We start from the raw sequence: 15,720 nt of genomic DNA on the forward strand, positions 1-15,720 counted from the left end.
AGTTCAATATTTACTGAACGAAAAATTAAATTTATTTTGCAGCTAGTTCTGCTTCAATCGCATCACGTAATTCTTTAGATTCTGGCTTGGTTTTACTGTTGAAGCGCTGTACTGTCTTACGGTCTGCAGACACTAAGTATTTGTAAAAGTTCCAGTTAGGTGAGCTGGTTACTTCGTTTAAATGTTTAAATATAGGGTTTGCATCACTACCGCGAACAGCACTGGTAGCCATCATATTAAAAGTCACCCCATAGTTAATAAAACAAACTTTTGCTGTGTCTTTTTCATCGTCTTCTTCTTGAAAGAAGTCATCAGAAGGAAATCCTAATACAACTAACCCGCGGTCTTTGTATTCCTTATGGATGGCTTCTAAGCCTTCAAACTGACCGGTAAAACCACAATTACTTGCGGTATTGACGATCAATAGAGGTTTGTCTTTAAATTCACAAAAGTTAATTGATTCTTTTGAGCGCAATTTTCGTAATGTAACGTTGGTGAAATCGTCGCATTGGCTAGTTGATTTTGCTGTTGGCGTCGCTTCTGTGGTTTGTGCTGCAAGGTTTGTTGTAATTAGACCTGCTGCAAGTAACAAAGCATATTTATACATACTAATTTCCCGCTAGTTATTTGTGATGAATATACGCTAATATGCGAAAAAGTGATCATTTAATTTCAGCTATTTATGACGATTCGTACAGCAACTCAAAACGATTTAACTGATATTGTCGCGATTTACAACGAGACAATTCCTGGACGTATGGTAACCGCAGATACCGAAGAGGTGACGGTTGCGGACAGGCAAGTATGGTTCGATAGCCACTCAGAAAAACGACCTATTTTTGTATGTGAACAGGCAGGGAAGGTGGTTGCATGGATGAGCTATAAATCTTTTTATGGCCGCCCCGCTTATGATGGTACTGTTGAAATCAGTATTTATATTACCCAGCGAGCACAAGGACAAGGGCTAGGAAAACAATTGCTTACATTTTCAGAGCAACATGCAAAAACGCTTGGAATTAAGGTGTTGTTAGCTTTCATTTTCAGCCATAACATGCCGAGTATAAAACTGTTCAAGCGCTTTGATTACTTGGTGTGGGGAGAATTGCCTGAGGTGGCTATTATGGATGGAAAACCTTATAGCTTAACCATTTTAGGTAAGCATATTGACGCATAACATACGGTAAAACAGATAAAAAGTGCTAAGTCATTTGTGATGCTTCGAGTTTTTAGACTACGCTAATATAGGTAATTATTCTTATAGTGGGTGTGGTTTACAGTGCGCAGAATCTTAATTGTTGATAGCAATAGTGTTTTAGCGATGCGAGTAAAAGTGCTGCTGGAGCTGATCGGCTGCAGGGTTGAGCTATTACACTTTTCTATGGTTGATGATTCAGTAGTAGAACAAGACTTTGATCTTGTGGCTGCTTCTCATGGTGTACCAACGACAGTTATTCGAAGATTAATGGGCGGGTTTTCGCATGACCGCTTTTTATTGCTTGCTCCAAAAGCACAGCGAAGCGACCTGCTTGAGCACTTCAGCGTGGTCAATCGATTACTGCCAAATGCAGTCGTTATTTATCCTTTTTTTGCCAATAAGGAAATTAGTTCTTTACTAGAAGAGGTGCTTGAGCTCGATAGTGACAATATTCTTCAACTTCCTAAAGTGCTACTTGTTGATCACTGTGCAGAGCGTCTAGAAAAAATAGCGCTTAACCTTAAAGGCGCACATATCGAGACGTTAACTGCTGACAACTCATCCTCTGCAATAGAACTTATCAAAGAGCATGATATTGATCTATTAATCAGTGATTTTACGTTTGCTGATGGCACGGGGCTTGAGTTATTCATAAAGCTTAAAGCGTTACAACCGCATAGCCGTTGTTTATTGTATACCTCAAAACCGGATCAGGTTTCTATGGTTGCTGCAATTCGACAAGGGGTTGAGGATGTCTTGATCAAGCCTGTTGACGATAATAGCTTATTGCAGTCAGTGCATAAGCTTTGGCAAACCGAGTTATTAAAGCGTCACAATGCTGAGCTTGTTGAGCGATTACAAAATACCGTTGATGCTCTTATCGAAAAAGACAGCTTACTGCGGGTTATTTTTAAACATACTCCCGATGCCATTATTTTATTTGATCGCCATGGCAAGATAATCGAAACCAATGATGCATGTGAACAGCTATTCGATAAGCCTTTGAAGGAGTTTGAAAACTGTTCAGTATTCGATTTTTTTGATGCAACATCCATTTTACGTATCAAAGAAAAAATAGCGACGCTAAATAAAAATCGTCAGTTTAGTTGTGATTTAAGGTTACTTAAAGAAAACGGTAACACAGTTCCTTTGGTGGGATCGTTCAATGAGATAGACCATCATGGTGAAATAGCGCTTGCGGTAATCTTTAAAAATGTAACGCACTTAAAAGAAAAAGAAGACCTACTTTTAGAAGCGAAAGATATGCTTGAGGAAGAAGTCAAAGCGCGTACGGCACAACTAGAGCATGCAAAAAATGTAGCAGAAGCAGCAAGCCTCAGTAAATCTGAGTTTCTAGCGAATATGTCTCACGAATTAAGAACACCAATGCATTCTATTTTAAGTTTTGCTCGTTTTGGCTTAGAAAAAGTTGCTAATGACGACTTAAGCAAAGATAAATTAAATAAATATTTGTCACGAATAGAGCAAAGCGGAGAGCGGCTTTTATCTTTACTTAATAACCTTCTCGATCTGTCAAAGCTTGATGTCGGTAAGTTTCCTTTTAATCCGCAAAAGCACAACCTCAGTAACATTATAAAAACCAGTATTGATGATGTTTCGGGCACCGCGCTTGAAAGAAACATTATTATTCGTTTATTGGGGGGAGAACAAGGTATTACCCTTGATTGTGATGAAGAGCAGATCAACCAAATCATGCGTAATTTATTAGGTAATGCTCTGAAGTTTAGTGAGCCTAATAGTGAGATTGAAATTAGTTTGTCGTCACAAGAAAAAATGGCCGAAATCGCTGTTATTGACCATGGTATAGGTATTCCTGAGCAAGAACTTGAAAAGGTATTCGCTAAGTTTGAACAAAGCAGTAAAACTAATAGCGGTGCCGGAGGAACTGGGCTTGGGCTTGCTATTTGTCGCGAATTTGTCACTTTGCATCAGGGCACAATTAAGGCACTTAATAATGAACATGGCGGTGCGACAATTATCGTTCGGTTGCCCCTGCAGATAGATTTACCAAAACACTTAACGAATGACACTAAACCAATAACACTTAATTCATAAAACGGAAGAAATAACATGGCCTTGAAGCGAATTTTAGCCGTAGATGATGAACCATTTAACTTAGAAATCATTGAAGAGATTTTTGAAGATCTCGATTTTGAGCTGAAAATGGTAAATAGCGGTCCAGAATGTTTAAACGTTGTTGAAGAATTTGCTCCACAAGTCATTCTGCTTGACGTAAGTATGCCTCAAATGAGTGGTTATGAGGTTTGTCGCAAACTAAAAGAGAATCCAAGTACAGAAAAGATTATTGTCATGTTCGTATCGGCAAGAGGCACTGTAGAAGAGCGAATGGAAGGCTATTCCGCTGGTGCTGAAGACTATATTGTGAAGCCATTTAGCCATCAAGAGCTAAAATTAAAATTATTGAACCTGAATCAAGTCCTTATTGAAAAAGAGGCTCTAGAGCAGCAAGTAGAAGATGCCACATCAACTGCGTTTAATGCGATGGCTAATAGCAGTGAAATGGGGCAAATAGTTAATTATATTGAACATATAGGTTCGATTGAGAGTGAACGTGAGTTAGGAAAAGCCTTTTTAAACTGCCTAAAGTCATTTGATTTACAAAGTAATGTCGAATTTAGATTAGGTACGCATGTTGAGCATTTTTCTGTAACGGGTGTGTGCTCACCGATCGTCATTGAATTGTTCGACATGTTAAAAAGAAAAGGGCGCCTTCATGAGTTTTCGAACCGCATTTTAGTTAATTACGACATGATTAGTCTGCTTATCTTAAACATGCCAGAGCAAGACCCCGATAAACATGGTCGAATTCGCGACCATATTTGCTTTCTAGTGAGTGTCACAGAGCAACAATTAAAAGCGATCATTACTAAAAAAGAGTTATTAAAACAGCAGCAACAACTAAATGAAGCTGTGAGTAATGTACATAGAAAATTTACTGGCTTAATCAAGCTGTTAGATGACAACCGAATTAGTAATGAGGCAGTATTTAAACAGCTACAAGAAGATCTTGAACAGCGAATACCCACTATGGGCTTAGATGAAGACCAAGAGATATTTATTTATCAAAAGGTGGATGAAACGATTCAAAACTCGGTAGCCAGAGAAGAGTCTGTCAAAGGAGTTAAATCAGCGTTTCATGAAATCGAAAATGATTTATCGCAACTATTAACACGTTAATTTAGGCATCCCGCGGCAATCCTTTTTCAACAATACGAATTAGCCGCGCAGTTTTACGTAACTTAATTTGTCGCTTGTTTTGCTGTTGCTCGAGCGCCCATTCGATATGCTCGGCAACTAAAGGGCTGGCATTAACAAGCGTATCGTTCAAAGCTTGGATGATGTTGTCGTTGTAATCGGCATTACCTAATCCTACAGCGAGGTTTCGTTGCCAACGTTCGTGACCAATGCGGCGGATAGGGCTGCCTTCGGTATTTTTTAAAAACGTCGCTTCATCCCATGCAAAGAGCGTCAGTAAATCTTGGTCTTTAAGCTGTTGTCTGGGATGAAAGTCAGCTTCATCGGTTATTTGTCCGTAACGATTCCACGGGCAGACTAACTGGCAGTCATCACAGCCATACACGCGATTACCTAAAAGTGGGCGATACTCTTCAGGGATTGCACCTTGCAATTCAATAGTAAGGTAAGAGATACATTTACGTGCATCAACAACATAGGGCTCAACAATGGCACCGGTAGGGCAAAGTGTCATACAGGCTACACATTTACCACAGCCTTCAAAGCTATTTTCTTGATCAATAGGCAGCGGTATATCAACAAACAATTCACCTAAGAAAAACCATGAACCCGCTTCTTTGTTGATTAATAAGCTGTGCTTTCCACGCCAGCCTAGGCCTGCTTTTTCGGCCAGTTGTCGCTCAAGTACAGGTGCAGAGTCAACAAATGGACGAAAGCCTAACTGGCCAACATGTTGTTCAATTTGTTGACCTAACTTTTTTAGGCGGTTGCGAATTAACTTATGGTAATCACGACCTAGTGCATAGCGACTAATATAGGCTTTATCGGTCTGTTTGAGATTTTTAGCAAAACTTGCATCAGGTGGTAGGTAGTTCATTTTTACTGAGATGACTCGCTGCGTGCCAGGCACCAGCTCAGCGGGGCGCGCTCGCTTCATTCCATGGGCTGCCATATACTCCATCTCACCGTGATAGCCTAAATCTAACCAGCGCTGTAATTGTGCCTCGTGTTTAGTAAGATCAATATCAGTGATCCCGACTTCTGCAAAGCCAAGGTCTTTACCCCATTGCTTTATTTGCAGTGCGAGTTGTTCATAATCAGTAGCAGGTGTTGTCACGGTCAATAAAAAAGTAGCCAAGAAGTGGCTACTTTATCATAGATTAGCTACATTCAGCAGCTAAAAGAGACTATACAAAGCGTTTAAGCTGCTCTTGGGTTTGTTGGCTGAGTAGATGAGATTGCTCACAATCAGCCAGGGATTCATCTATTTGCTGTTTAGCTTGCTCACCTAACGCCACAATTTGCTCAACACTTTGATGAGTTTGGGTTTGAGTTTGCTCTAATAAACGCACCGCACTAACAATTTGTTGCAGTTGCTGTTGATTTTGCTCAAATTCAGAGAGCATGTTACTAAATCCAGTTGATGTGTTGCTAATTGCTGTTTCGGCTTCACTTGAGTGGCTAATGAGCTGCTCAGATTCTTTATTGGTTTCGCTTACTAGACTATTCATTTGATTGATGAAATCGCTAATTTGGCGGGTTGCATCATTGACTTTTACTGAGAGGGTTCTTACTTCATCGGCGACCACCGCAAAACCACGGCCGGCTTCACCAGCACGGGCTGCTTCAATGGCCGCATTGAGAGCAAGTAAATTAGTTTGATCTGAAAACTCTTCGACCATTTTCAAAATAGCGCGAATGTTTTCGCTGTTCTCTTTCAACCCTGATACGGTAGCTGAGAAGTTACCGAGTATTTGGCTGATCATTGCTACTTTTTTAACGAGGGATGACAGTTCATGAGCTGAGTTTTGTACAAAACTCAGGTGCTCACTGTTAACATGATGCACGCTGTCAGTATTTGCTGATATATTTTCAAGGCTCGAGGTAATTTGATTGCTTGAGTCAGTAATTGTTTGACTGAACTCAATTTGCTGGTGGCTCAATTGCGCTGTTTGCTGCATTGACTGGGTCATTTTTGAGCTACTATCAGCACTCGCTTGGGCACTTTGATATGTAGTGGCTAACAACTGACTCAAATGGGTAGTAAAAGTGTTGTATTGTTCACTTAAATCTCGAAATTCATCGTAAGTAAAGTGCGGTAACTTTGCAGACAAGTCGGCATCATGTTGATTAATTTTTTCTAATGTATCGCGCATTGCCTGCACCGGGCGAACAATTAAAAAGCGCATATAAAACACAGTAAAAATAAAGCTGGCAAAAATGATAAAAGTCATCAGCCAAAATAAACCCATACTGGTTTGTTGTTCTGAAAGACTGCTGTAAAGCCAGATAAGCGTGATCGCTTGAAACGCAAACACAAAACCTAAATTACCGACAATCTTACGTGTTAGGGTGTAAAAGAAAGTTTGTTCGATAAAATTATAAATGCGCATATAGCTACTCAATATGGTGTTGTGTTGATTCATTTTGGCGTATTTTAGTATTGTTCATTTTCACATAATTCAACAGTATAGCTTAGTTTTGTTGAGTTACAGTGACTGTAGTGTCATTTGTGTATGACATGGAAAATTAGTGAAAATACCATCTACGCCATACTCTAGCATAAGCTCTATATCTTCTACCTTATCGACCGTATAGGCATAAACTTGAAGACCGCGTTGCTTAGCATCCGCAACAAACTCATGGTTTATAAAGTTTTTATCTACATGAATGCTATAAGCATGCAGTTTTTGCGCAAATTCACTGTAATTAATTGGAATAGAGGCGGTGAGTGCACCAATCTTTACCCAAGGCAGTTTTTGTTTAAGCCACATTAGTTGGTGATGATCAAATGATGAGACTAAGAGGTTATCTCTAGAAATTTTCCCGGTACTGACATTTGACTCTATAAGCTCAACAAACTTGTCTAATGAAAAGGTGTGCTTTAGCTCTAAATTGAGCAAAGTTTTATCATCGACCCAATCAATAGCTTGCTGTAAAGTCGGCACTACTTCGCCATTACCCGCATCGTACTGTTGAATTTGCTCTTTTGAGCAAGCATTCACTTTACCGCGACCTGAGGTTGTGCGATCAAGCCAGGTGTCATGAATAATCATGTAGTCATCAAGGCAGCTTTGTACATCAATTTCGATACCATCTACTGCCAAATCTACGGCGGCGAGAATGGCGCTCTTGGTATTTTCTGGGTAGGTACCGCTAGCACCTCTGTGAGCGAATACTTTTATCATTGCTTATGTTTCCGAGTCACTGACCATGTTTCATAAAAAGCGGCGCTTATCACTAACGCACCGCCCAATAGGGTGCTAATTGAAGGTTGCTCATGCAAAATTAAAAAAGCGAAAAACGTGCCATACAAAGGTTGCAAACAAGATATTAAACCAGCCGTTGAAGCCGATAAGTTTTGCAGACTTGCCGCAAACAATGAGTGGGGCGCTGCTGTAAAAATAACCCCAACGGTAATTAATAGCAGCCAATTAATTGTATCAACTTGTAATGGCGGCACTTCAACAAAGGCACAGAGCATGATACTGGCAATCCAGGTTTGATAAAGCATGGTTTGAGGGCCGCCATATTGGCTAAAGTATCGCTTGTGAACAATATTCCTAAAAGCAAAAAATAACGCCGATAAAATGCCAATGACAATGCCCATAGTAACATCATTGCCTAAACTAGCATCAGGAATGAGCAAGTAAATGCCAGCCATTACAACCAAAGCACTAAAAATATCTTTCAGTTGTGGTTTGTTACCATGAAAAAAAGGTTCTAAAAACACTGTGATAACAGGGTAGGTAAAAAAGGCAATCATACCTACAGCGATACCAGCCAATTGCATACCAGCAAAGTAGGTGAGCCAATGAATCCCAACCGTTACGCCAAGCAATAAGGCGATGAGGTAATCACGACGAGAGCGGAGCTTGATGGCTTTCTTTTGAATTGTGAGTAAGATCACTAATGCACAGCCTGCAATCGCTGTTCGGTAAACGGTAATATCTAATGCACTTAAGCTGACTAACTTTGCAAATAATGCCGTTCCACCAAATAGCAGTACTGCAATGTGCAAGTATATTAGGCTTTGTTTGTGTGCCTGCATTACTGACCTTATTATTGTTGTTATTAACTCTCTTTGTAACGGTAATCCTTTACTTTGTAAACTCCCCAAATAGGCTAATCCATTCGTTTAATTCCAAAATTACAACTCCGTACGTAGTAGTAGCTCACATTTGGTTTCTTAAGAGTCGATACTTCTTCATCATGATAGGCTTATATCAGTGATCAAAATAAACAATTGTGTGTTATTTCCAAAGCGGTAATAGCGATTTTTAACAAGCTTAAATAGCGATAGTAATAATTACGGCAACACAAATAGCAATGCTGCTTTCTATTACAGCGACTGCCGTGTTTTTATCCTGCATTGCTTGATCAATCGAAATTTTACTGAAAATAATTTTATCAACTAAGTAACGAACAACCGGTAAAATTAAAAAGCCAAATAATGCGTCAATAAAGAATAAACTTAAACTTTGCTGCCAAGAGTGAAAGCCACCAATAAGCGCATGACATAAAATAATAGCCAATGCCAACATGGTGCCCGAAAAGCTCAGCGCAACAGCTTTATTGCCTTTTTCTAGTTGCTCATTCAAGTTAAAAGCTGTGAGGTGATCATAGCCTTTAGCGAAAATAATTAGCATAAGTTGACCTAGCAAGTAGAACACTATTGCTGATAACCAAGTACCTTCTCCCGTTAAAGCGCCTCCAATGATCAAGGCAGCAGCCATGTAATTAGCGGCTTGAACCAAGCCAACTGCTTCATTTTGTTGGTTTATTAGTTGCTCTTGGTTGCAAAATAAACGAAGTAATAATTTGTCATTTAAAATACGTGAACATGTTAACAACACCATTCCTAGTAAACTGTAGAGCGAAACATTTATTAAATCGGTAATTAAGCCTTTACTTGGGCCTGTTAAAACAAAACCATAAATAATGGTAATTGCCCCTAAGTAGCCGCCAATAGATAAACCTAAGGCACTGTTGGCATTATCGGTTAACTGGCTGGTGGTGTTATAAGGAGTTGCCAGGTTATAAGACAACTTAGCAAGGGCTATAATTGCAATGAATAGAGCTATGTAGGCGCTATTGTAAGCCATGCTTGAAAGATAGTGAGTTAAGTTAATATCCATAACGGTTGGGTTATTTTGTTGTTCTTTTTCGAAAATCTTATCATAGAGTGTTTATTACACAGAATATCTAGGCCCTATTTTTGGCATTTTTCTTAGTTTCTTAAAAGTTTAATAGCTTTTGCCTGTCTCATTGTCAGGATATGGGTTAAAATAACCACATAACCAACTAACAAGATAGTGAATGTCAAAACAGGATCCAAATCTCAGTCGAGAACAAGAAAAGTACGAAAACCCAGTCCCTAGCCGTGAGTTCATACTTGCTCACTTAGAATCACGCGCAAAACCAGCTAATTTCACACAACTTTGTGACGAATTACACGTGAATGATACTGAACGTCAAATAGCGTTCAAACGTCGTTTGCGTGCAATGGAGCGCGATGGTCAATTGTATTTCAATAAATTTAAATGCTATGCATTGATAGATGAATCAGGCTTGGTAAAAGGTAAAGTCATAGGTCATCGTGACGGATTCGGCTTTTTAGAAGTTGAAGGCGAGAGTAAAGATTGGTTTATCGCGAAACATCAAATGAATATGGTGTTGCACGGTGACATTGTGCTTGCTAAAGGTAACCGTAAAGGTTCAAGTGGCAAATGCGAAGCACGCATCATTAAAGTGCTTACCAATGAACGCGCGCCAATTGTTGGCCGCTATTTTGTTGAGCACGGAATTGCCGTTGTGGTAGCGGAAGACCCGCGTATTACGCAAGACATTATGATACTGCCGGGTAGTGAAAATGGCGCACGTCATAATCAAATGGTACAGGTGCAAATTACGCAAAACCCTAGTCGACATATGAATGCTGTGGGTAAAGTGACAGAAGTACTTGGTGAGCATTTAGCTCCCGGTATGGAAATTGAAGTCGCGCTGCGTAATCACGATATCCCTCATGTATGGCCTGAAGCGGTTGAAAAACAAGTTGCTCATTTAGGTGAATTTGTTGATGAGCAGGCTAAACAAGGTCGAGTTGATTTACGTGACTTACCACTCGTTACTATTGATGGCGAAGATGCCCGCGACTTTGACGACGCGGTTTATTGCGAGCGTAAACCCTCTGGTGGTTGGCGCTTATGGGTGGCAATAGCCGATGTGTCGCATTACGTTGGTATGAACACGCCACTGAATAAAGAGGCAATTGAGCGCGGTAACTCAGTGTATTTTCCTGAACAAGTTATTCCGATGCTACCAAAAGTGCTATCGAATGGCCTGTGTTCATTAAACCCAGAAGTCGACCGTTTATGTATGGTCGCAGAAATGACAGTGTCTGATGCAGGCAAGTTATCAGGGTATAAATTTTACGAAGCGGTAATGAATTCGCACGCTCGTTTTACCTACACTAAAGTAAATGCAATTTTACAAGGTGATGAAAAACTGCGTGAAGAGTATGCCCAGATGGTGCCACATTTAACTGATTTGCACCAAATGTACATGGCACTTAAAGCTGCACGCCAAGAGCGCGGTGCGATTGAGTTTGAAACCTTAGAAACGCGCTTTGTGTTTAATGCGCATCGCAAGATTGAATCAATCGTTCCTGTGGTTCGCAATGATGCACACAAACTTATCGAAGAGTGTATGATTCTAGCGAACGTATCAGCAGCCCGCTTATTAGAAAAACACGAAGCAAGTGCGCTTTATCGCGTGCATGATGAGCCTGATGCTGAAAAGTTAGGTTTTTTCCGAAACTTTTTATCAGAGCTTGGTATTGAAGCGGCGATTTCTGATGAGCCAACACCAAAAGAAATCACTCAAGTGTTAGCTAAATTAGGCGACCGCCCAGAAGCAGAGCTTATTCAAACTATGTTGCTCCGTTCAATGAAGCAAGCTGTTTATCAGCCTGATAACATTGGCCATTTTGGGTTAGCCTTACCAGCTTATGCGCACTTTACATCGCCAATTCGTCGTTATCCAGATTTAGTCGTGCACCGAGCTATTAAAGCGGTACTTAAAGCGCAAGGCCAGCAAACTTCGGGTGAGTACGCTTACACTGATGACGAAGTAGATATTTTAGGTGAGCAGTGTTCAACCACTGAACGCCGTGCCGATGATGCGACTCGCGAAGTGGCAGATTGGCTTAAATGTGAATTTATGCAAGATCATGTTGGTGACGAATTTGGTGGGGTGATCTCATCGGTGACTAACTTTGGTTTATTTGTACGCTTAGACGATTTACAAATCGATGGCATGATCCATGTGACCAACTTAGGCAACGAATACTTCCATTATGATGGCGCTAAGCATTGCTTAATTGGTGAGCAAACGCACACAGTGTATCGTTTAGGCGATAAAGTGACGGTTCAGGTGTCATCTGTAAGTCTTGATGAGCGCCGTATAAACTTAGTATTAGCGGGTGAAGCACCACAAGATCGTTACGCTCGTCGTCGTGGTCGCAGTGAACCTGCAAAACCAAGCGTTCGCGCGCAGCTTAAAGCTGGTAAAATTCCCGGTAAAAAAGGTGAATCAAATCGCTTTGAAGCAAAGTCAGGTGACAAAGATAATGAAAAACGTGGTAAGTCTTCTCATGCTAAAGGGCGCAAAAAGCCCAGCGGCAAACAGGCTGATGCTGTAAAAGCCAGTAAAAAGAAGAGCAAGAAAAAAGCCACTAAAAAGGCAAAAAGGCCGGGTAAGAATGCCCGCAAACAAAGTAGCCGAGGAGCAAACAATACGTGAGTAATGAATTAATTTTTGGTTTTCACTCAGTTGAAGCAATTTTAGAAAAAGAGCCGGAGCGCTTTTTAGAAATTTATGCTTTAAAAGGGCGTGAAGATAAACGTTTAAATCCGGTTATTGACCAAGCACGTAAATTCGGTATTTCTGTTCAGTTTATGCAGCGTAAAGCGCTAGACAATAAAGCAAACGGTGAGCAACACCAAGGCATTATTGCCAATGTTAAAGCTGCACGTATGTATAGTGAAAAAGACCTTGACGAAATTATAGCCCGCGAAGAAACCCCTTTCTTATTGGTGCTAGACGGCATAACTGATCCACATAATTTAGGTGCGTGCCTACGAAGCGCTGATGCTGCTGGTGTACACGCTATTATTGTTCCTAAAGATAAATCAGCTAAATTAAATGGTACCGCGCGCAAAGTGGCGTGTGGTGCTGCTGAAACAGTGCCACTTGTGCAAGTGACAAACTTAGCGCGTACTTTACGTGAAATTAAAGACGCTGGTGTTTGGGTCGTTGGTACTGCTGGTGAAACCGACACTGAGTTATTCGATGCAAACCTCACTGGGCCAATGGCTGTAGTAATGGGAGCTGAAGGTGACGGAATGCGTCGCCTTACCCGAGAACATTGTGATTTACTAGTAAAAATTCCAATGGCAGGGACGGTATCGAGCTTAAATGTATCTGTTGCCACGGGTATTTGCTTATTTGAAGTACTTCGTCAAAGAAATGCGACGCAACTTTAATGTCAGGTCGTTAATTTATGCATTAAAAAGCCAGTGAATATTCACTGGCTTTTTTATGGTCTAGAGCAAATAAACCTTATTCGATATTTTGAATTTGAGTGTTGAATGGGTTTTTATTTTTATTAAAAATCAATTACTTGCTTTATTTCCTTGCCTTTTAGATGAGTTTGGTAACCGTTGTGGTAACCACTTTGTGTGAGGGTAAACATAATTATTCTGATGATATATATGAACATTTAACTTGTACTGATTATTATAGCATCCAAAATTAACTATTCAGAAGTACAGTGTAAGTATTGGACTTTCATCCAGTGATAACCCTTGTTTGCTTAGATATTTCAATTTGAACAAATATACAAATATCTTGAAATTATACTTTTAAGCTTTATAATTACGCGTAACAACACCCCTCCCGCTACCCGTAAGCTCAGCGCCCTGCGAGGGGTTAATTATTTTTAAAGCATGATAAAAGGAATTTAACCTTCATGCAGTTCTCTAAAGCCCCCATAACGTTTGATAAGCAAGTTGAGCTTTTAGAAAAGCGCGGTTTAGTAATTAATAATAAAGAATCAGCTGCCTTTTACCTTAGCCATATCAATTATTATAGGCTAGGTACTTATTGGTGGGCTTTTATTGAAGATCATCAAAATCATACTTTCAAGTCTGGTACTACATTTGAACAAGTTTTGAATCTGTATTCTTTTGATAGAGAGTTGAGATTGTTACTACTTGATGCCATTGAGCGAATAGAAGTTTCTCTGCGAACTCAATGGGCATACCATTTAGCAAAAAAGCATGGCTCACATGCACATCTAGAGCCAGCTGCCTTTATAACTAAGTTTAATCACGAAGACTTCGTTAGTAATATTTGTGCTGAAATTCAAAGAACGTCAGATACCAATATAAAAAAGCAAAACAGTAAATATGAAGAGCAAACACCCGCAATTTGGATTGTTGCTGAAGTAATGAGCTTCGGTTGGCTTTCAAGAAGTTATGATGCTATAGCGCGTCGAGCACTGAAAAATGATATTGCAGATTCATATAAAGTAAAGGAAACAATACTTTCATCTTTTTTACACCACATTACTACGGTTCGTAACATCTGTGCTCATCACTGTCGTTTATACAATCGAGATTTTACGTTCACTATGAAGCTGCCAAAAAATGGCGACAGTGTTTTACTTAGTAGTTTCAGTGATACAACTAAACAGCTTTACAACACACTAGTTATGTGTGCTTACTTCATGGATTTAATTAGTCCTAATCACCACTGGAAACAAAAGTTAGCCAGCTTAATTGATACTTATGCTATCGACGTATCCGAAATGGGCTTTCCTGAGGATTGGAAGGGTTTGCCAATCTGGAATAGCGTTAAGTAACTAGGTTCTAATTAGGTCTCAACTAACTGTAAAGTCGCTTTATTTAGTTTTTATTTTGCACAGTAATAATTTTCTTTGGTAGTATCGATTGATACACAAAGGGATTAGTTAGGCTGTTGAGATGGGAAGCGATTTGAGTAACTTTGATTTTTTAAAACACCACGACGAATTACTACTTCGTTTAGCTCAAACGGCTGAACGCTGTTTTGCCCCAGATCCAAATACAACCCTCGTTAAAATGCGGCAGTTAGGTGAAGCTTTGGCTCAAAATGTCGCTGCGCGAGTTGGCGTCGATTTTGGTCAAGATGTTAAACAAGTGGATCTATTAAGAGAGCTTGATTACACCCTTAAGCTCGATGAGCGAATTAAAGATGCTTTCCATGTTATTCGCAAATTAGGTAACACTGCTAACCACGATTTTACTTCAAGTAGCCACCGAGATGCCTTAAATTCTATGCAGTTAGGCCACGCTTTATCTGTGTGGTATCACAAGCTGTATGGTGATAAAGCAGCAAAAGGCTTTGTATTTACACCATTCGTTAAACCCCTAGAACCATCTATAGAAGTTAGAGAACTTGAAGAGAAATTACATGAACTTGAACTTGAAGTTGAACGTCAAAGGTCATCTGAACGTCTAAAAATTGCAGAGCAGTTAAAGCAAATCGAAGCTGAAAAAGCTGCTGCCGAGCGAAAGCGCTCTGAGCAAATGCTTGCAGATAGCCAGACGTGGGAACAAATAGCCACCGAACAAGAAGCATTGCTAGCTGAGTATAAAGATAAAATGGTTAAAGCCAATATCATGTATATGGCTCAGTTTAATGCTAAAGACAAACAAGCACAGCAGCAAGAAATCCAGCGAGTTGAAAAATCTGCGTTTCAATTAAATGAAAGTGAAACGCGTGTACTTATCGATGAGCAGTTAGCTGCTGCTGGTTGGCTGGTAGATAGCTTTAACCTAAAGTATTCAAAAGGCACAAGGCCAGTTGTAAACGAGAATAGGGCCATTGCAGAGTGGCCAACTAAATCAGGGCCTGCGGATTATATTTTATTTATGGGCCTTACACCTGTTGCTGTTGTAGAGGCTAAAAAGTCAGCTAAAAATGTTTACGGTGCGATCGACCAAGCAAAACGCTATGCCAGAGACTTAGAACCTAACCCATCATTAGATTTAGATGCTATATGGGGCGATTTTAAAGTGCCTCTCACATTTGCGACTAATGGGCGACCTTATTTAAAGCAATTAGAGCAAGAAAGCGGTATTTGGTTTTTAGATGTGCGAGATAACGCTCATAGACGCAAAGCACTTAAAGGCTGGTATTCACCACAGAAATAAAAGGCTATTTAAAGCAAACCACCCAGCAAG

The 15,720-nt window shown here is 40.0% G+C and carries 13 protein-coding genes; 7 read left to right on the plus strand and 6 right to left on the minus strand.

The genetic code is table 11. The annotated features are described in order from the left end of the window. Positions 1 to 31: 31 nt before the first annotated feature. Entirely contained in the window at positions 32 to 607 is a 576-nt protein-coding gene (locus E5N72_RS05070; protein WP_135923509.1) for a glutathione peroxidase, read from the minus strand. 75 nt (positions 608 to 682) lie between these two features. Here E5N72_RS05070 and E5N72_RS05075 point away from each other — a divergent pair, with 75 nt between their 5' ends. The 3 genes from E5N72_RS05075 to E5N72_RS05085 all read left to right on the plus strand — a co-directional run bounded on the left by E5N72_RS05075 (position 683) and on the right by E5N72_RS05085 (position 4,414). Then, a complete protein-coding gene (locus E5N72_RS05075; protein WP_135923510.1) occupies positions 683 to 1,174 on the plus strand; it encodes a GNAT family N-acetyltransferase in 492 nt (163 codons plus the stop codon). A 144-nt stretch (positions 1,175 to 1,318) separates the two neighbouring features. Then, entirely contained in the window at positions 1,319 to 3,271 is a 1,953-nt protein-coding gene (locus E5N72_RS05080) for an ATP-binding protein (RefSeq protein ID WP_135926234.1), read from the plus strand. A 15-nt stretch (positions 3,272 to 3,286) separates the two neighbouring features. Then, positions 3,287 to 4,414 (plus strand): response regulator, encoded by a 1,128-nt coding sequence (locus E5N72_RS05085; protein ID WP_135923511.1) that lies wholly within the window; start codon positions 3,287 to 3,289, stop codon positions 4,412 to 4,414. 1 nt (position 4,415) lies between these two features. Here E5N72_RS05085 and queG read toward each other — a convergent pair whose 3' ends face one another. From queG to E5N72_RS05110, 5 genes are all read right to left on the minus strand, one after another. Then, entirely contained in the window at positions 4,416 to 5,549 is a 1,134-nt protein-coding gene (gene queG, locus E5N72_RS05090; protein ID WP_135926235.1) for a tRNA epoxyqueuosine(34) reductase QueG, read from the minus strand. 70 nt (positions 5,550 to 5,619) lie between these two features. Next, on the minus strand, positions 5,620 to 6,825 hold the full coding sequence (locus tag E5N72_RS05095) for a methyl-accepting chemotaxis protein (protein WP_135923512.1): 1,206 nt from the start codon (positions 6,823 to 6,825) through the stop codon (positions 5,620 to 5,622). Positions 6,826 to 6,921: 96 nt separating this feature from the next. After that, the gene (locus E5N72_RS05100; protein ID WP_135923513.1) at positions 6,922 to 7,620 is read right to left on the minus strand and encodes a glycerophosphodiester phosphodiesterase family protein; all 699 of its coding nucleotides are present in this window, start codon (positions 7,618 to 7,620) and stop codon (positions 6,922 to 6,924) included. Continuing rightward, positions 7,617 to 8,483, minus strand: coding sequence for a DMT family transporter (locus E5N72_RS05105; RefSeq protein WP_135923514.1), 867 nt, complete (start codon positions 8,481 to 8,483; stop codon positions 7,617 to 7,619). The genes E5N72_RS05100 and E5N72_RS05105 overlap by 4 nt, the downstream gene beginning before the upstream one ends. 238 nt (positions 8,484 to 8,721) lie before the next feature. Next, entirely contained in the window at positions 8,722 to 9,570 is an 849-nt protein-coding gene (locus E5N72_RS05110; protein ID WP_240704495.1) for a DUF350 domain-containing protein, read from the minus strand. Positions 9,571 to 9,751: 181 nt separating this feature from the next. On the opposite strand from E5N72_RS05110, the gene rnr reads away from it, so the two are divergent. The 4 genes from rnr (at position 9,752) to E5N72_RS05130 (ending at position 15,690) form a co-directional block, all read left to right on the plus strand. After that, complete coding sequence (gene rnr, locus E5N72_RS05115; RefSeq protein ID WP_135923515.1) at positions 9,752 to 12,235, plus strand: ribonuclease R; 2,484 nt, start codon at positions 9,752 to 9,754, stop codon at positions 12,233 to 12,235. Further along, positions 12,232 to 12,978, plus strand: coding sequence for a 23S rRNA (guanosine(2251)-2'-O)-methyltransferase RlmB (rlmB, locus tag E5N72_RS05120; protein ID WP_135923516.1), 747 nt, complete (start codon positions 12,232 to 12,234; stop codon positions 12,976 to 12,978). The genes rnr and rlmB overlap by 4 nt, the downstream gene beginning before the upstream one ends. A 485-nt stretch (positions 12,979 to 13,463) precedes the next feature. Further along, entirely contained in the window at positions 13,464 to 14,357 is an 894-nt protein-coding gene (locus E5N72_RS05125) for an Abi family protein (protein ID WP_135923517.1), read from the plus strand. Between the two features lie 133 nt (positions 14,358 to 14,490). Then, positions 14,491 to 15,690: a DUF4145 domain-containing protein gene (locus E5N72_RS05130; RefSeq protein ID WP_205994295.1), complete on the plus strand. Its 1,200-nt coding sequence runs from the start codon at positions 14,491 to 14,493 to the stop codon at positions 15,688 to 15,690. Positions 15,691 to 15,720 lie beyond the last annotated feature (30 nt).

The sequence above is a fragment of the Pseudoalteromonas sp. MEBiC 03607 genome (assembly GCF_004792295.1).
Classification (GTDB): Bacteria; Pseudomonadota; Gammaproteobacteria; order Enterobacterales; family Alteromonadaceae; genus Pseudoalteromonas; species Pseudoalteromonas lipolytica_C.